At 37.0% G+C, this 17,229-nt stretch carries 14 protein-coding genes and 1 pseudogene; 8 read left to right on the top strand and 7 right to left on the bottom strand.

Features of this window, described 5'->3' with window-relative positions; genetic code table 11:
* The first annotated feature begins 13 nt into the window (after positions 1-13).
* Positions 14-739 carry a polymer-forming cytoskeletal protein gene (locus MF646_RS00075; protein WP_250094447.1) on the top strand — a complete coding sequence of 242 codons (726 nt, stop codon included), beginning with the start codon at positions 14-16 and terminating at the stop codon, positions 737-739.
* A 165-nt stretch (positions 740-904) separates the two neighbouring features.
* On the opposite strand, the gene shc is transcribed toward MF646_RS00075, so the two are convergent.
* From shc to MF646_RS00060, 3 genes are all read right to left on the bottom strand, one after another.
* Positions 905-2,791 carry a squalene--hopene cyclase gene (gene shc, locus MF646_RS00070; RefSeq protein ID WP_250094446.1) on the bottom strand — a complete coding sequence of 629 codons (1,887 nt, stop codon included), beginning with the start codon at positions 2,789-2,791 and terminating at the stop codon, positions 905-907.
* A 239-nt stretch (positions 2,792-3,030) separates the two neighbouring features.
* Positions 3,031-3,747, bottom strand: a complete 717-nt coding sequence (locus MF646_RS00065) for a response regulator (RefSeq protein WP_250094445.1) — start codon at positions 3,745-3,747, stop codon at positions 3,031-3,033.
* 15 nt (positions 3,748-3,762) lie between these two features.
* The gene (locus MF646_RS00060) at positions 3,763-5,355 is read right to left on the bottom strand and encodes an ATP-binding protein (RefSeq protein WP_250094444.1); all 1,593 of its coding nucleotides are present in this window, start codon (positions 5,353-5,355) and stop codon (positions 3,763-3,765) included.
* 222 nt (positions 5,356-5,577) lie between these two features.
* Between MF646_RS00060 and MF646_RS00055 the strand changes: the two genes are divergently transcribed.
* From MF646_RS00055 to MF646_RS00030, 6 genes are all read left to right on the top strand, one after another.
* On the top strand, positions 5,578-6,702 hold the full coding sequence (locus MF646_RS00055; protein WP_250094443.1) for a type 2 periplasmic-binding domain-containing protein: 1,125 nt from the start codon (positions 5,578-5,580) through the stop codon (positions 6,700-6,702).
* An 88-nt stretch (positions 6,703-6,790) separates the two neighbouring features.
* The gene (locus MF646_RS00050; RefSeq protein ID WP_250094442.1) at positions 6,791-8,290 is read left to right on the top strand and encodes a tripartite tricarboxylate transporter permease; all 1,500 of its coding nucleotides are present in this window, start codon (positions 6,791-6,793) and stop codon (positions 8,288-8,290) included.
* The gene (locus MF646_RS00045) at positions 8,287-8,727 is read left to right on the top strand and encodes a tripartite tricarboxylate transporter TctB family protein (protein WP_250094441.1); all 441 of its coding nucleotides are present in this window, start codon (positions 8,287-8,289) and stop codon (positions 8,725-8,727) included. Before MF646_RS00050 ends, MF646_RS00045 begins: the two co-directional genes overlap by 4 nt.
* A 27-nt stretch (positions 8,728-8,754) precedes the next feature.
* The gene (locus MF646_RS00040; protein ID WP_250094440.1) at positions 8,755-9,624 is read left to right on the top strand and encodes an isocitrate lyase/PEP mutase family protein; all 870 of its coding nucleotides are present in this window, start codon (positions 8,755-8,757) and stop codon (positions 9,622-9,624) included.
* A 184-nt stretch (positions 9,625-9,808) separates the two neighbouring features.
* Entirely contained in the window at positions 9,809-10,603 is a 795-nt protein-coding gene (locus MF646_RS00035) for a class I SAM-dependent methyltransferase (RefSeq protein ID WP_250094439.1), read from the top strand.
* Between the two features lie 240 nt (positions 10,604-10,843).
* A complete protein-coding gene (locus MF646_RS00030) occupies positions 10,844-11,056 on the top strand; it encodes an ArsR/SmtB family transcription factor (protein ID WP_338035462.1) in 213 nt (70 codons plus the stop codon).
* 283 nt (positions 11,057-11,339) lie between these two features.
* Here the strand turns inward: MF646_RS00030 and MF646_RS00025 are convergent, their stop codons facing one another.
* The 4 genes and pseudogenes from MF646_RS00025 to MF646_RS00010 form a co-directional block, all read right to left on the bottom strand.
* A complete protein-coding gene (locus MF646_RS00025; protein WP_250094437.1) occupies positions 11,340-13,283 on the bottom strand; it encodes an ABC transporter permease in 1,944 nt (647 codons plus the stop codon).
* Positions 13,273-14,034, bottom strand: coding sequence for an ABC transporter ATP-binding protein (locus MF646_RS00020; RefSeq protein ID WP_250094436.1), 762 nt, complete (start codon positions 14,032-14,034; stop codon positions 13,273-13,275). Before MF646_RS00020 ends, MF646_RS00025 begins: the two co-directional genes overlap by 11 nt.
* A 103-nt stretch (positions 14,035-14,137) precedes the next feature.
* A pseudogene (locus tag MF646_RS00015) lies at positions 14,138-15,135 on the bottom strand (ATP-binding protein).
* Positions 15,132-15,821: a response regulator transcription factor gene (locus MF646_RS00010; RefSeq protein WP_250094435.1), complete on the bottom strand. Its 690-nt coding sequence runs from the start codon at positions 15,819-15,821 to the stop codon at positions 15,132-15,134. Before MF646_RS00010 ends, MF646_RS00015 begins: the two are co-directional and overlap by 4 nt.
* A gap of 636 nt (positions 15,822-16,457) precedes the next feature.
* On the opposite strand from MF646_RS00010, the gene MF646_RS00005 reads away from it, so the two are divergent.
* A complete protein-coding gene (locus MF646_RS00005; RefSeq protein ID WP_250094434.1) occupies positions 16,458-17,120 on the top strand; it encodes a DNA-binding response regulator in 663 nt (220 codons plus the stop codon).
* Positions 17,121-17,229: the final 109 nt, after the last annotated feature.

Below are 17,229 nucleotides of genomic sequence, written 5' to 3'. Positions count from 1 at the left end.
GGGGGATTTCATTATGGTTCAAAAAGCAAAAGGGGACTTAATTCTATCTGGGCATAGTGAGTCAGGTGGTGGCTCATTCATAAAGGTTGAGATCAATGGCCATGGAGCAATACATGGAGATGTAGAATGTAATGATTTTGAGTGTAATGGTTCGGCAAAAATAAATGGGGATATCACGTCCCAGAACGCTGTTATCAACGGAAGTACAAAGGTACAGGGGAATTTTTCTTCTGACGAGATTGAGATCCACGGGGATTTAACGATAGACGGACATGCATGTTTTCGGAAAATGGAAATCAAGGGGCATACACGATTGAAACAATCTTTAAAAGGCGACGCCATTCTCCTCGAAGGAATGATTAAGGTAGCTGGCGATTGTGAAGTGGAGAAAGCAGAGCTTAATGGAGCCTTTACCATTGATGGATTACTCAATGCCGATCACGTTGAAATATCGTTACATGGGAAATCATCTGTGAAAGAAATCGGTGGAGAAGTGATTACTGTAAAAAGAAACCGGCGCCCCATTCTTTTATTAGATAAGTTGATTAAAACGTTGAGCAAAGAATTACATGCCAATATCATTGAAGGTGATGTGATTAAACTAGAATATACGAAGGCGAAAGTTGTTCGTGGAAATACAGTAGAGATCGGTCCTGGGTGTGAAATTGAGTTAATCGAGTATAGCAGTGACCTAAATGTATCGGAAAAGGCTGTCGTCGAGAAATCCGAGAAACTTTAAAAATTTAGACCATACTGATTAAATAAATAGTCTATTCAAAGCCTAATGCAAAAGAGTTGTAGATGTCCATATACTTATCAATAAAAAAAACCGCGTGTCTAAGAATAAAGCGCGGTTTTCAATGCCTTATATTTAAAAATGAATTGGTATTAGCTAGTAAGGGCATTAACTTAGATACTCATACTTGTTTCGATAGTTACTTAATGTTAATAGTGGCCATATATATTTGTAACTATGATAATGAATATAAAATCCGCCGGGGAGTCCTGCGCCAGTAGGATAGTTTATAGTCCAATGATTCTGATAAATATTTTCTAATAAATACGCAATTCCATTATGAATGGCTTCTGTTGGTTTGTCGTAAGCAGCAATCAACGCATCTAAGGCCCACGCTGTTTGCGAAGGGGTGCTTGCATGCAATGGGACATATTTGTTACGAATATCACTGTAACACGATTCTCCCCATCCACCATCCTTATTTTGAATGGAAAGAAGCCAATCAATACCCTTCTTGATGGAGAAGTGGTTCGAGTCCATTCCAATTGCTTTCATTCCTGTAATGGCTGCCCATGTTCCATAAATGTAACAAATACCCCAACGTCCATACCAAGATCCATCGTCCTCTTGATTTCTTTGTAGCCATTGAGAACCTTTTTCTAATTGAGGGTGGGGCAAAAGAAGGTTCGCCTCGTTTCCTAAATACTCTAGAGTTCTTCCGGTTAAATCTGTTGTAGATGGATCAATAACAGAACGATCCGCAGCATCAAAAGGGAAATACTTCAGTAGCTTTTTATCTGTATTTTTTTCAAAAGCTGCCCATCCACCGTCATTATTTTGCATTGATAAAACCCAGTCAAGTCCACGATTCCAGCTACTTCTATATTGAGGATGTTCCGAAACAGTTTGTTTTAACGCTCTTAGAGAAGCGGTCGTATCATCTACATCAGGAATAAACGTATTGATGTCAGAAAATCCCCAACCTCCTGGTAACGTATTAGGGTTATTGAAGGCCCAGTCTCCATAGATCAAATGCTGGCGTAATAACAGATATTGGCTTGATTGCTTGATCATTTCATCAGATTCAGAAACACCAGCATTCAAAAGAGCGTGAGTTATTAACGCAGTATCCCATATGGTCGATGGTGAGTTCTCGATATGAAGAAAGGTAGTAGTTAGGCATACTTGATTTTTTATCCCATTTATAGCGTTTCTAATAAGTCGATGATTTTTAGAATAACCAAGGGCAAGAAAAGCGAAAACCATATAAATGGTGGAGCTAACATAGCTAAATAGCAACCCATTAGGCTCAATCCGTTCTATGATAAATTTCTCCGCCTTCTTTAATGCAGAATCGCGTAATCGCTTGGGCAATTCTAAAAGTTTCTTTATTTCATCCTTTACGGTGCTTACAATAAACCTTGCTTCCTCTGAATCATATTCAGCATCATTTGGAAAACGCTCTAGAACCATATCAGATAAATCAGGTGTTCGGCTTGTTTTGAGTTTGAAATTAAGATTAGATGAGATGAGCATTGCGGCAAAGTGTACACGAGTATAGCCGACCAAATCATAAAAGTTAATAGGGGAAGTACGTGGAAGAAGAATCAGTTCAATTGGCAATTGTAAATGCTTTGGCCACGGTATTTGACCAGTTAATGCGAGTATGATTTTTGTGAAGTTGCTTGTGTTTGTGAGACCACCTTGCTTTATAATAAACGTTTTTGCCTGTTTCATGTTTTCTGACTGCTTTTCAACATACCCTGAGTATAATAAGGCGAAGTACGCTTCAACTGTAGCTGATAGATTGCCTTCTTGTTCATCATGGTACAATTTCCAAGCTCCGCTTTTTTCTTGTTTGTGAAGCAGTCTTTTTACGAGCTGCTGAATAAACCATTCTTCTTGATCGTTTTCTAAAGACCTTAATAGAATAATTGTGTAAGCATCAGTCATTGGGCCACTTTCAAAACAGTAGCGCCAGGAACCATCATTTGATTGCTCGCTTCGCAGCGTTTGAATCAGTTCTTCGATGGCTGAATTTACTTGAATATTCAACTTATACCCTCCTTTTTACTGCACGTAAAAATAGATAATATTGGGAAGTTATCAATAAAAACATTTACGTAATCTTATATGATTGAACTTTGTAATTATTAGTAGTCTTAAACATTCTCAAAAGTTAGGGATTCAAGGGGACGGTTCTTATGCTTCTTTATAATTAATAAGAAGTAAGAGAACCGCCTTTGTTTCTCAAAGACTTATGAAAAAGTCTACTAATAAGAGAATATTAATTATTAGTTTGGCTGTTTTAATTGATAACGGCGTTCTGGCCTCCCAACGGTACCGTGGTGAATTGTAATTTCTATTAAGTCTTCGGAAGCGAGATATTCTAAGTAACGACGGGAAGTGGAATGACTCACTCCTGCTAATGCAGCACATTCATCAGCATTTACACTTTCAGATAGGTTAACAATTATTTCTTTAATCCGATTAAGTGTTAATTTATCGATTCCTTTTGGGAAATTTTTGATAGATGGGACTTCTGTCGATTTAGAAGATGTTTCGCTTGTAAGAAAAAGGGAGTCAACTTCATTTTGAACAAATAATTCTTTTTGATCTAGTTTTGATGTAATAGATTTATATTTTTCTAAGGTTGAAATAAAGCGGTTCATCATTACTGGCTTTATAAGGTAACTAAATACGCCACCACGAATAGCTTCCGCAACCGATTTTTTATCGTTAGATGCGGTTATTAATATAATGTCAATATTACGATACTTATTTCTAATTTTCCAAAGTAATTCAATACCATGGATGTCAGGTAGAAATACATCCAGTAAAATTAACTTAGGTTGGTAGTTTTCTAGTAATTCTAAAGCTTGTTCTCCCGTATTAGCAATAAATGATACCTTTAAGGAATCTATTTTTTCAATAAATTTAGAATAACTAACAGCAGCCACTTCATCGTCTTCTATAATCATCACATCAATAAGGTTATTCGTATTCAACATTATGATTCTCCCTTTTTATATTACTTGTTTTGGAATGGTAATTGTGAATCTTGCTCCGCCTAATTGACTTTCTGTAATAAAGACATTTCCATTTAACTTTTCAAGAGAGTTCTTAACAATAGCCAAACCTAAACCATGATTTTTGGGTGATTCTTTCGAAGTATAGCCTTCCTCGAAAATTTTCCACTCTTCCTCCGGCAAAATACCTTTTCCATTGTCTTCAATATCAAAAATAATATCGGGACCTAAGTCAGTGAAGGATATATTAACTTTTCCTTCAGAGTAATGGGCTTTATACGCTGCTTCAATTGCATTTTCGATGACATTGGCAATAATCGTAACTAAGGTCTGTTCATCAAATGTATCAGGCAATGGGCTAAGTTCGCTTTCATTGTCAATTTCTAATTGAACTTTTCGCTCTGTTGCACGATTTGCTTTCCCCAAAAGACAAGCAGCAATCATTGGGTTTCTTACGGATTCAATTAAAAAGGCTAAAAAATCTTGTCGGTATTCGACTTCTTTTGAAATTAGTTGTATAGCATCATTAGTTTTATCTAATTTGAGCAATCCATAGATAGTGTTTAACTTATTTAGAAACTCATGATTTTGTGAACGCATATTTTCTGTAAAGACTTTTATTTTTGAAAAATCCTCTTTTAATTGTTGAATTTCAGATACTGGACGTAATGTAAAGACAACTCCTAATAATGTGTCATTATGTAAAAAGGGAGAGTGGTCCATCACATAGACAGAATGGTCAATGATAATTTCTCTGTTTGTGATTTCCTTCTCTTTGTTAACTGAATTAAGTTCCAAAATAAGTTGCGGGTGCTTAATTGAATCTCCAATGTTTATGTTTCTAAAGTACGGAATGTTACGCGCTTTCTTATTAATTGAGACGATGTGTCCGGTACTGTTTGTAGCGATAATGGGGTCGTGTATTGACTCCAAAATGGCTTCCTTTTCTTTAAATAAGTAAGAGATCTCTTCTGGTTCTAAACCGAAGAACATTTTCTTTAATTTTCTTGCTACTAGAATCATCCCAATAATCGCTAGAATTAAAACGCCAATAAAGAATTGCGAGGCGAGAGTTAAGTAATTGTTTAGTTTATTTTTAATATCTTCATATAAAAATCCAATTGATGAGACACCTATTAGCTGATCGTCCCTATTGTAGATAGGTGTTTTCGCTTTTGTTGCAGCACCTGATACCCCAACTCCTTTATATATAACTGATTGCTCATGCAGGAATACATCTTCATTACTCGTACCCATTTCTTGACCTATTTGATCTTGGTCATGATGTGAGTATCGAATATCCTCTGTATTTCCAACTACGACATAACTAGCACCAGTTAGTTCTCTGATTGTTTCAGCTATAGGTTGAATAACAGCAGATGGATTCTCAGATTCAAAGGCATCGATTATTTGATCATTCTTAGCAACTAATATAGCAACATCCATTGCACGTTCCCCAAAATGCTTATTCATTGCTTCATTAAAAATAGAAGTGAAGAGGAAGAGGGTCACTATAAGACAAGAAATCAAAACAAAGGACATTAATAAAATCATTTTTAATAAAAGGTTAAATTTAATTCTTTTCCACATCGCTACCCTCCTAATCCCTTCCATTTATAGATTCGTGAAAAAAATGAAAAAAATAAAAAAAATAGAACTAATAATATAAATTTTAAAAATATTCATTTTAGTAAGCGCTTACTATACACTTTCATTTAAGAGATGAATCTCTTTTCGATTGATTGATAAGTAAAGATATACATAGTCAATTGAAAAAATCATCACAAATATAAAAACTTAGGGGGAAGTACTATGTTAGTTAAAAAGAGTTTGTTAGCCTTTTTTTTCATCGCAACGCTACTAACTATTGTAGCATGTTCAAGTAATGATGGGGCAAGTACAAATGTAAATGAAAGTGCAAATAATAATGGAGATACAGCTTTTTATGATGGGAAGTCACTAGAAATTTTAATTCCAACAAGTCCTGGTGGAGGCTCTGATATTATGGGACGGTTCATGGCTCCATATTTACATGAACATCTTGAAGGCAATCCAACAGTTCAACCGGTCAATGTGCCTGGTGGTGGAACGATTACAGGTTCAAATGAATTCGCTTTAATGAGAGAAGCAAATGGAGAGCATACATTTTGGGCAAGTATTTCGACAACAACTGCTTATCTACTTAACAACCCAGCTGTTAAATTTGACTATAAAGAGATGACACCGGTTCTTGGCTATCCTGATGGAGGAGTCGTCTATATTTCTAGTGATACAGGTGTAACGGATCCTAGCCAATTATTAGAAGCAAATCAACAACTTGTTTACGGTGGCACGAGTGCAACAGGACTACCTCTTACAACGATTCTTTCATTTGAAGTGTTAGGTTTAGATGTTGATGCGATTTTCGGTTATGAGAGTAGCGGACCAGCTCGTATTGCTTTTGAACAAGGGGAAACGAACATTGATTTCCAAACAACTTCTTCTTATCTATCAAATGTGTTGCCGTTAGTTGATAGCGGGCAAGCGGTACCACTTTATTCCATCGGCCAAATTAATTCAGATGGTGAGTTAATAAGAGATCCACAGATCCCGGATTTACCAACTGTTAAGGAAGTTTATGAAGGAATTTATGGGGAAGAGCCAACAGGTCAGGAGTGGGAAGCATATAAAGCATTTGTTGGTGCATTATATACGGTCCAAAAAGTTCTATGGGTTCATGCAGATGCACCTGAAGAAGCTGTAGAAGCTCTAGTAGTAGGTATTGAAAATATGGTTGAAGATGAAGAATTTGCTGTAGAAGGTCAAGAAGTATTTGGTTATGACCCATTTGTAGGTGAAGAACTACAATCATTAATGAACCAATTACTGGAATTACCTGATGGCGTTCAAGATTGGGTAGTGGAATACTTGGAAAGAGAACATGGTGTTGAACTATAAGTGGTTAAGTAAAATCAAAAAATAAAAATGCTTGGGAGTCACTTCGGGGGTGACTTCCAACAATTTTTATAAGGAAGAAGGTGAGAGTATGATAGAGACATTGTTTCAGACATTAGAAATCGTTTTGGATCCTTCCAGAATTGGATTTATGTTTTTAGGGATCATGCTTGGATTAACGATCGGATTATTACCAGGACTTAGTGGCACGGTAGGAATGTCTATTCTACTGCCTTTCGTGTATGGAATGGATCCTTTCACAGGGATGGCTTTACTAATAGGAATGATAGCAGTAGTTCATACAGGTGATACATTTCCTTCTGTTTTGCTTGGTATACCGGGTTCTTCAGGCTCTCAAGCAACAATAATGGACGGTTTCCCACTAGCGCAAAAAGGAGAAGCGTCAAGGGCTCTAGGTGCAGCCTTTTTCTGTTCAATGATTGGTGGAATTATCGGTGGGGTCGTACTATTTTTGGTCATCCCATTTGTTAGGCCTCTTGTTCTCGCCTTTGGATCACCTGAACTCTTTATGTTGGCGTTACTTGGTTTAAGTATGGTAGGTATCTTATCGGGGAAGCGCCCTGTTATTGGTATTATTGCTGGATTATTTGGAATGATGTTAGGAACAATCGGAAGTGCTCCTGCTGTTCCGGAATATCGTTATACATTTGATTGGTTATATCTATTTAATGGCATCCCATTGCCGTTAATTGCTCTAGGATTGTTTGCCTTTCCAGTTCTCATTGATTTACTTGTATCTAATCAAAGTATTTCAAAAGGGGCGAAATTATCTGGGAGTTGGTTAACAGGAGTAAAGGACTCGCTTAGTCATAAATGGCTTGTATTCCGTAGTTCCGCCCTTGGTGCTGTAACAGGTTTCGTTCCAGGACTTGGCGGAAGTGTAGTGGACTGGTTGAGTTATGGGATTGCAAAACAAACAAGTAAGAAAAATGAGAGCTTTGGTAAGGGTGATATACGAGGTGTTATTGCCCCAGAAAGTGCGAACAATGCTAAAGAAGGTGGAGCACTTATTCCAACATTGATGTTTGGGATTCCAGGTAGTGGAACGACGGCAATATTATTAGGTGGTCTGCTGTTAATGGGAATGGAAGCAGGACCACAGTTAGTGACAACGCAGCTCCCACTTACAATGTCAATTATTTGGACGTTAATCATTGCAAATATCTTTGGAGCAATCGCATGTTTACTATTAATCAAGCCCATTGCGAAATTTAGTACAGTTCATCCATCGAAACTAGTTCCATTTTTAGCAGTCTTATTAATTCTTGGAGCCTATCAAACAAGCAACCATTGGGGGGATATTATTCTCTTTCTCGTAATTGGGATTGTAGGTTGGATAATGAAACAACTTGATTGGCCAAGAGCCCCAATTCTGATCGGTTTTGTACTTGCTTTATCTGCGGAAAGGTATTTATGGATTTCCTTCTCGCGCTTTGGGTTAGAGTGGCTAACAAGACCTGGTGTTATCATCATTGCTGTGTTAATTGTTGCTATTTTAGCAAGTAGTTTCTTTTTAAATAGAGGTAAAAAAATAAAAGCAATCGCTGAGGATAAAGGGGTGAGGTCATGAAAAAGTCCCATGCATCTTTACTCTTTCTAGTTCTTGTATTCTGTTTGTTCTTGTGGATGATGATTCAAGCCCAAACGTTCCAGGAAACTGCAAGCTATTTTCCGTTTTATATTGCTCTATTAGCAGGTATTTTAACAGTAGTGGCGACGATTAAGCAGATAGTAACCTTAAAGAAAGCGAAAGATGAAGAATTGTTCCATGAAAACTTTATGAATGTTTTAAAATACGTTGGTTGGATTGTCAGCTACATTGTTTTAATTTATGTTGTTGGTTTTGTTCCGGCAAGTATGATATATCTTTTTGTTTTCTTGTTGTTAGAGGCTAGAATGAGCATATTAAAGTGTTTACTCTCTACAGGTGCAACAGCTGTTGTAATAATTGCGATGAGCCGGTTTATGGATTTAAAATGGCCATCAAGTTTACTAACATTTTTTTAATAATTAAGAGTGAGATTAGGTGAGAGCATGAATAGAAATCAAATGTTTCATCGCATGGTTAGCGACCAGTCAGATTTACTTGTGGCTCCAGGGGCAGCTAATGCGATAACGGCTCGACTCATTGAAGAGGCAGGGTTCCCAGTTGTTTATGTGACTGGGGCAGGTCTTTCTAATTCGATGCTTGGTTTAGCGGATGTAGGTTTACTTTCTTTTAAAGAAGTGATAGATCAAGTTAAATATATATGTGATGCCGTAGAAATTCCTGTTATCGCTGACGGTGATACAGGATTCGGAAATGCTGTTAATTTGATTCGAACAGTGAAAGAGTTTGAAAAAGCGGGCGTCTCTGCCATTCAATTAGAAGACCAAATCACCCCGAAAAAATGTGGACATTTTGATGGGAAACAAATTGTTCCTACTGAAGAAATGGTAAATAAAATTAAAGCTGGAGTAGACGCGCGCAAGGACCCACATTTTAAAATTATTGCCCGGACCGATGCAAGATCAATAAATGGCATTGAAGCTGCCATTGAAAGAGCAGAACATTATATTGAGGCGGGAGCGGATATTACATTTATTGAAGCGCCGGAGTCGATTGATGAAATGAAATTAATCACCTCGAGGTTACATGGGGTACCTCAAGTTGCAAATATGGTTGAGCACGGGAAAACACCAATTGTGCACAATGAGGAATTAGAAAAAATGAATTTTAAGATTGTTCTCTATGCGAACTTTTTACAAAGAAGAGCTATTAAAGCGATGCAGGAAGCATTATACAGCTTAAAGAAAGAAAATACGACTTATCATTTTATGAATGAGATTATCACTATGAAAGAACGAAATCGTCTTACGAAATTGGATGATATTAAAAAGATGGAAGTTAAATATATGTTATAGAGAATGATAGATTTTATTCATGCTACTTGTCATTCGATTCCAGTAGGGCTGAGCGAAGTTATCATAATAGTAGGAACTTAAAACATATAAAGCAAATTTGCCTTTAGTTATTTTCATTCAAATCTGTCAAGTGTTTTTTGACAATTCTTTTTTTGTTTATTTAATACTTTAAGGAGTGGAAGAGATGGCTACGAAGAATACAAAAATAGATGTACAATCACAATTTGGGAAAAGTGCAGAAAGCTATGTTACTAGTTCATTGCATGCAAAAGGAAATGATTTAGCAAAATTAGTCGAGATCGCTGATAGAAAAGCAGAAGCAGAAATCCTAGATATTGCTACAGGTGGAGGGCATGTTGCGAATGCACTTGCACCTTTGTCTAAAAAAGTAGTAGCCTTTGATTTAACAAGTGAGATCCTTACTGCAGCTAAAAAATTTATTGAAGGAAATGGCGTCGAAAATGTAGATTTCGTTCAAGGAGATGCAGAACGATTACCGTTTTTTGAAGAACAGTTCGATATTGTCACTTGTAGGATTGCTGCACATCACTTCCCGAACCCTGAATCTTTTGTCAAAGGAGCGTATCGAGTTTTAAAAAAAGGTGGTCAATTTTTATTGATTGATAATGTATCACCTGAAAAAGATATTTTAGATACTTTCTATAATAAAGTGGAAAAAGAGCGAGATTTCAGTCACCATCGTGCTTGGAAGAAGTCAGAATGGATTAAGATGTTAGAGGAATCAGGTTTTGAAATAGAAGAAATGTATCGTTTTCCGAAGACATTTGTATTTGATGATTGGTGCAATCGTATGAATGTTTTAGAAGACAAAAAAAATGGTTTGTCTGACTTCATATTAAGTACTACCAATGAGTTTCACGATAAGTTTAGGATAGTGATAGAAAGTGGAAAGGTTTATTCGTTTATGGGAGAGTCAGTTTTACTTAAAGCTGTAAAACCTGATTTTTCAAGAGAGTAGATGTAACCAAAAGTGCTTCAACAGGGAAGAAATTTGAATTTGGCTAAACAAAACTCCCTTCAGTATTGTCCCAATTGGTATTAATGTTTATGAAGATCCATGATATTTTGAATAAATTCACTTAAGGTGACGAGCAGGTAACTTATATAAGAAATGGATAAATTATAACTGACAGAAAACGTATTTTGGTTTCTTTAATAATCAAAATACGTTTTTTTATATCAATCATTAGGAGATGAAATAAGGCTTCGAATAGTCAAGTTGTTATCGGAAAATGACTGTTCGTTACAAGAACTTTCAGAGATATTAAATATGGGAAAAACGACGATTCATCATCATCTAAAAATATTACGTGCAGCTATATTAGTTGAAATGAATGGAACGAAGTATTCTCTGAACGCAAATGTAATAAAATTGCTTTTCAAGGAATTAGATCATTACTTAAAACAATAATGCAAGGAGAGCTTATGAATTCTTCTTTATTTAAAAATCGCTCGTTTGTATGTATAGAAAAAAACAGTCAAGAAAGAATTGCTTCTTAGTAGAGAGCGGTGCAGTAGAGTTTAACAAGCCTTTTGTAATTAATGCTAAACTAAAACAAAAAAAGGATAGGTAAGCCATATAATTCAGCCTCCCATCCTTCTTCTTTTACCAGTTATAATGTGTCATCTTATATTTTAGGCTTATTAGAGTTTTAATTATTTAATTTAAAACCAACTTCCTAGAACTTCGCCTATCACATCGACATCTTAATAACTTTTTTATAATAAAGCACAGACAGAATGCAGAAAACAGAGTACAGTGCTGCATACAATCCCATGACAATAATCATCGGTGTCCATAGCTCTGTGCCGAAAAAGAACCAGCCTGATTTGACGGCAAAGTAGCTGTGCAGGAGGCCAACTACAAGAGGAATACCGAAATTGAATAGCTGCTTTCCTAGTATCCCTTGTAGAAGATCGTTTTGAGTGAAACCTAGTTTTCGCAGGATTTTGTAATTTAATTGTTCTTCGTCGCCTTCTTCTACTTGTTTAAAATAAAGGATACAACCTGATGTGATCAAAAAGGTAAGACCGAGGAACCCGACAATAAACATGATAAGGCCCATATTGATTTTTTGTTGGCGCTCTTCTGAGTATTGAGAGCTATTGCCGAAATCTTGACTAAATGGCATGCTGTTAAAAAGTTGATCAGCTGCTTCCGCTGTTTCTCTATCATCTAATGTATAGCCAAAATAGATAGATGAGTCTAGCTGAATTTCTGGATTTATGTCATTAGCGAGCGCTGTAAATGTCGTTTCATTCACAATCACTGCAGGCAATCCTCCCGTAAAGTATAGAGGCAGCACACTCTCATTTAGTAATCCTGCATACTCTAAACTAAAAGTTGTCGTGAGTCCGTGGAAGGTGAGTGTTCCTGAATCTTGCAAGTTTAGCAGCATCCTCATCGCATCACTAAATCCAGAGAATACCGTTTCGTCTTGACTTACACCAATGTCTTCTACATGACGGTCACTAATAACTGACATTCTCATTTTGCCTCCGTCAAACTGCAAGTTCTCTATATCTCTGCCCATAACCTCTTCTAAATCAACTTCCACTTGAAGAACATCAATCTTTTGTTCACTGTAGGCAATACCGCTTTCCCTTAATATCTTACCGAAAGCCTTTGCATCTTCTGTTGTTACAAATGCGAAATCAGTTGGTGCGGCGTTCTCCGCATTTCTCTCAGCTGAATAGTAGGAGATGTAGCTTAAGGATAGCAGACCGATTGCAAGTGCTGATACGGTGGTGATAATTGTAAGCAGCATCGCATTTGATTTCATGCGAAACATGATTGAAGATAGTGACATTACTTGATTGATGTTTAAGTATCCGCCTTTATTTTTTCTAATCATGTTGGCAATAAAGCGAACAGAACCTTTGTAGAACAAATAAGTCCCGATAATCACAGACGCTAAAATAAAGATCATCGCAACGAATAGGTTGTTCATTGACACGAAGTCCCCATCAAAAAGCCTCGCCGATACATAGTAACCAGTCGAAATTAATAGTATCCCAAGAATCCCAGTCAAGATTTCTACGATCGTAAGCTTTTTCACTCTGCTTTCAGCTTTGCTCTTCACATGAAATAGTGACAAGATGCTTTGGTGCTTAATGAAGAGATAGTTCATTAGCGAGATCAAAAGGTAGATACCACCGAATACGAGCAATGTTTGGATGAAGGCATGGCCAGAAAAATAGAGAGAGGCAACGGCATCCACGCCCGTTATTTTAAATAAGATCATGGCTACTAATTTTGAAATGGCAAAGCCGATAAACGTTCCGATTAATAGTGAGCCAAAATAGAGTAGTAAGTTTTCAGCACTTAGGATCATGAAAATACGGTTTTTCGTCATTCCTATGAGCTGAAATAAACCAATCTCTTTACTACGTCTTTTGATGAATAGATTATTTGCATATAACAAAAACACGGTCACAATCGCGATAAGGAGTACAGATGCTGTCCTGATGGCTGCTAATCCTCTAATCGACCCGGATGCCCCGTCCATTGAAGGATCATATTGCAAGGTGACGAAGGCAAAGTAGAGGGCAGCACTAAAGATGAGAGCAAACACATATAAGTAATAGCTCTTAAGGTTCTGTTTAAGACTGCGGATAATAAGCTGATTAATGCTCATAGTGCACCCCGCCTAATACTCCTTGAGTCTTCATAATATCCTTTAAGAATGTGTTGCGGCTTTCTTCTCCTTTGTTCAATTGGGTATAGATTTGACCATCTTTTATAAAGATAACACGGCTGCTGTAGCTTGCTGCAACAGGGTCGTGAGTAACCATCACTATGGTTGCGTTACGTTTTTCATTTAAAGTGCTTAATTTACCTAGTAAATCAGACGCTGCTTTTGAATCAAGGGCACCAGTTGGCTCATCAGCAAATATGATACTTGGCTCGTGAATGAAGGCTCTCGCCGCAGATGTCCTTTGTTTTTGGCCGCCTGATATTTCATTGGGGTATTTATCGGCTATCTCTTTAATTCCAAGGTCTGCTGCGACCATTTCAAATTTCTCTAGTGCTTCTTTTTTGGCAGTATTTGTGATCGAGAGGGGGAGTAAGATATTTTCTTTTACTGTTAACGTATCAAGTAAATTATAGTCTTGAAAGATAAACCCTAAATGATGCTTTCTAAATTCCGCGAGCTTCTTTTCTTTGCTTTTCGTTAGTTCTTCACCTTCGATTTTTAAGGAACCGTGGCTTAGTCGGTCAATCGTTGATAACACATTTAGAAGAGTTGTTTTGCCCGATCCTGATGCACCCATGATCGTAACAAATTCCCCTTTATTAATACTAATATCAATCCCCTTTAAGACCTCTTGTCTCGTGAATTTATTTCCGTAGCTTTTATGGATTTTTCTAGCTTCAAGTATATTCATAGAAAAGTTCCTCCAACTGTTAAGATACCCCTATTTTATCTATTCCTGTCCATGAAGTCCTTTGATTATCCTAACAAAACAGCAAAAGCGAGTGACATTTTTGTCACACGCCTTGTATCTGGAGAAATCGATTCTCTTTTGAGAAGGTAAGGGTAAAGGTTGTCCCTTTGCCAATAGTTGACCGAACGGAAATGTGAATGCCAAGTGGGGTGGCAGCCTTTTTTGCTAAGTATAAACCCATGCCTGTAGCATGTTGGTCCTGATGCTTGTAAAGCCTTTATCGAAGATTCTTGGCAAATCACGCGGGTCTATTCCGCGGCCATTATCGGCTACTTTTAGGATCGTTTGTCCCATTTGATCCGCCGATTGGATCGAAATTTCAGAACCTTCTTTGCTGTATTTAACAGCATTTGTTAAAAGCTGACGAAGGATAAAGGACAGCCATTTCGCATCAGTGAGTACATGTGTTGAATCTAATTCTACATCAAAGCCAATTCCCTTTTTTAAACACCAAGACCGCAACGTACGAATTTCACTATAAAGAAGTGACTCTAGTTCTACGTTTTCAATGAACAAATCATTTTCAATGAAAGGTATACGTTTCTGATGCAACTGTTGATCAAGCAAATAGTGGATTCTTAACCATTCATGAATGAGCTCGGATTTTAATTGATGATCTTCCGTACGGTCAATGATTAATTGCAGAGCTGTTAATGGGGTTTTCACTTCATGAATCCAAGTAAGTAGCTCGTCCTTCTCTTGTTCAAAGAGAAGCTGTTTTGTTGAGGCATTTTTTTCTAACTGTTCGATTGAAGAGGTGATCTGCTTGTAAATGAATGATTCAAATGGGCTGTTTGGTTCAGGAAGACTTGTAATATCAGTCGTAGAATCCCGTAAGTCAAGCTCTTTAAAAAATGACGTCTCTTTAAAATAGCGAATAACGACAAACAGGGAAGAGATAACGAGTGATAGTAATACATAATAGAACATAGAGTCAAGAGAAAGAGAGGGGTCTAAGTATGCAAGTAGTAAAGCAAGTAGCTGCAAAAGTACAATCAACATAATCCAGCTAATTCTCTCCATCAAGAATTCCTTAATCATTTTTCCACCTGCTCTATAGCGGTGTATCCTTGCCCAACTTTTGTTTCAATGCCATTTCCAAGTCCAATTTCAGCTAGTTTTTTACGAAGCCTGTTCACATTCACCGTTAACGTATTATCACTAATAAAGCGCTGATCATCCCACAGCAGGTTCATTAAATCTTCTCGGCTGACAATTTTATTTTTACGTTCAACAAGCAGCTTCAAGATAAATATTTCATTTTTAGTAAGATCGATCATTCCCTTTTCATTTGATACACGGTTTCTCTCCAAGTCAATCGTTGCACCCATCCACGTCTTCAGGTCCGAAGTGGTGGTACTGTAGTTATATACGCGACGCAAAATGGCTTGGATTTTTGCAATTAGCACTTCAAAGTGAAAGGGCTTTTGAATGAAATCATCTGCACCTAAATTCATCGACATCACCATATCTGTAGGATGATCGCGTGAAGATAAGAAGACAATCGGAACATTCGAATGTTCACGGACCATGCGGCACCAATGAAAACCATCATATTTAGGAAGCTGAATATCGATAATCACTAAATCTGGCTGGATCCGAGCAAAGCTCTCCATGACATTTTGAAAGTTTTCAACCCCATACACTTTATAATCCCAGTCTATAAGCCGGTCTTTCATCTCTTTAAATAGAGTAGCATCATCTTCGATTAATAATATCTTAAACAACGTTATCACCTACACTTTCACTAAAAGTATAGCAAAAACTTAAGGGGAAGGGGAATTATGGTAGGAGGTATAATTGAATTTTAGGTCGTCTTTTCGTATTTGACCCATACGGTGCAATCGCTTCATATAAACGACGAACTAAATCCTTGTTAGCCATCAACTGACAGCGTATATATCCTTTCAATTTAAGCAGTGTAGGTTTTCCGTCATTTGGCACTAAAATATTTGAGGCTGGATTATAATGAATTTTTTAACGGAAATAGAAATGAAAGGATATTGTCGGAATATAAAGAAAATTTATTGACAAATTTTAGAATTCTATTAAACTGAAAATAGTTCTACCCTCAAATTCTTCCTTAATTTTCTTATTATATTAGCTCCTCCAATTTAAGACACATAATAAATTCTCCTGTTCACTCGAATTACCGCTCATTGATTTCAAAAACTTTCCTGAGTTCAAATCAATTGATAATGGAGATGATTCATTCATGTCATGGAATATGTATAAAGATTAAATGCTCATGGTTTTCGATCTTTCTTACTATTTGGCAACCTACCTGAAAATTAATATTTATCCTATGAAGAGTATCGATTAAATGGCAAAAGACATGACCATTAGATAGGAGAATGGATGCTATGGGATTTGAAGAAGAATACCAGATCTTTATAAATGCTCACTTGCAGGCAAGAACCGGTGAACGGTTGCGGCGTTTACAAGAGGGTCACAAACATGCTGAAATGTTGTTTTTGAAGGAAGTGTGGTGGCCTTTATTTCACCATTTTCGGTATCTGTATCCAGAATATGAAGTCAATGATTTCAAAGATGGTACAAGGTATTTGGATTTTGCTTATATCCGGCCCACCATTCGAATTTGCTTTGAGATTGATGGATATGGCCCTCATTTAAAGGAGATAAGCAGATGGCAATTTTCCGACAGCCTAGAACGTCAAAACCAGTTGGTGATTGACGGATGGACCGTGATACGCTTTTCTTATGACCAAGTTAAAGAGAAGCCTCGTCGATGCCAACAAATTGTTCAGCAAGTGATTGGCCGATGGCTGGGGGATGAACTGGACCTGACCACTTTATCCTTAGTAGAAAAGGAAGTGCTGCGTCTAGCGATTCGAAAAGGAGAAGCCATATCCCCTATAGAAGTCCAGAAGTATTTGAAGCTAAGTGACAAGACGGTAAAAAAAGTGCTTTCTCAACTAGTCGATAAAAAGATGCTGATTCCTGCATCTGGGGTCGTGAGGGTCCGCTCTTATCGGCTGGGGGATCAGCTTAAGAACCCGATCTGATAAATAAAAGTAGAAATTTCTTTTATTTAGTAATTAGCATTAAAAATAGCTTAAATAGATGGAGATATTCCGTCTATTGACTCAAAAAATCTGAAAATGGGTAATTTTT

It is taken from the genome of Halalkalibacter alkaliphilus (genome assembly GCF_023555415.1).
Classification (GTDB): Bacteria; Bacillota; Bacilli; order Bacillales; family Bacillaceae_D; genus Halalkalibacter; species Halalkalibacter alkaliphilus.
The sequence above is the reverse complement of the archived record's forward strand: the minus strand, read 5'-3'. Positions and strand labels throughout refer to the sequence as shown.

Coding starts and splice junctions, on each gene's coding strand:
- MF646_RS00075 (WP_250094447.1), top strand. CDS start 14: ATGGTTCAAAAAGCAAAAGGGGACTTAATTCTATCTGGGCATAGTGAG.
- MF646_RS00065 (WP_250094445.1), bottom strand. CDS start 3,747: ATGTTGAATACGAATAACCTTATTGATGTGATGATTATAGAAGACGAT.
- MF646_RS00060 (WP_250094444.1), bottom strand. CDS start 5,355: ATGTGGAAAAGAATTAAATTTAACCTTTTATTAAAAATGATTTTATTA.
- MF646_RS00055 (WP_250094443.1), top strand. CDS start 5,578: ATGTTAGTTAAAAAGAGTTTGTTAGCCTTTTTTTTCATCGCAACGCTA.
- MF646_RS00050 (WP_250094442.1), top strand. CDS start 6,791: ATGATAGAGACATTGTTTCAGACATTAGAAATCGTTTTGGATCCTTCC.
- MF646_RS00045 (WP_250094441.1), top strand. CDS start 8,287: ATGAAAAAGTCCCATGCATCTTTACTCTTTCTAGTTCTTGTATTCTGT.
- MF646_RS00040 (WP_250094440.1), top strand. CDS start 8,755: ATGAATAGAAATCAAATGTTTCATCGCATGGTTAGCGACCAGTCAGAT.
- MF646_RS00035 (WP_250094439.1), top strand. CDS start 9,809: ATGGCTACGAAGAATACAAAAATAGATGTACAATCACAATTTGGGAAA.
- MF646_RS00025 (WP_250094437.1), bottom strand. CDS start 13,283: ATGAGCATTAATCAGCTTATTATCCGCAGTCTTAAACAGAACCTTAAG.
- MF646_RS00020 (WP_250094436.1), bottom strand. CDS start 14,034: ATGAATATACTTGAAGCTAGAAAAATCCATAAAAGCTACGGAAATAAA.
- MF646_RS00005 (WP_250094434.1), top strand. CDS start 16,458: ATGGGATTTGAAGAAGAATACCAGATCTTTATAAATGCTCACTTGCAG.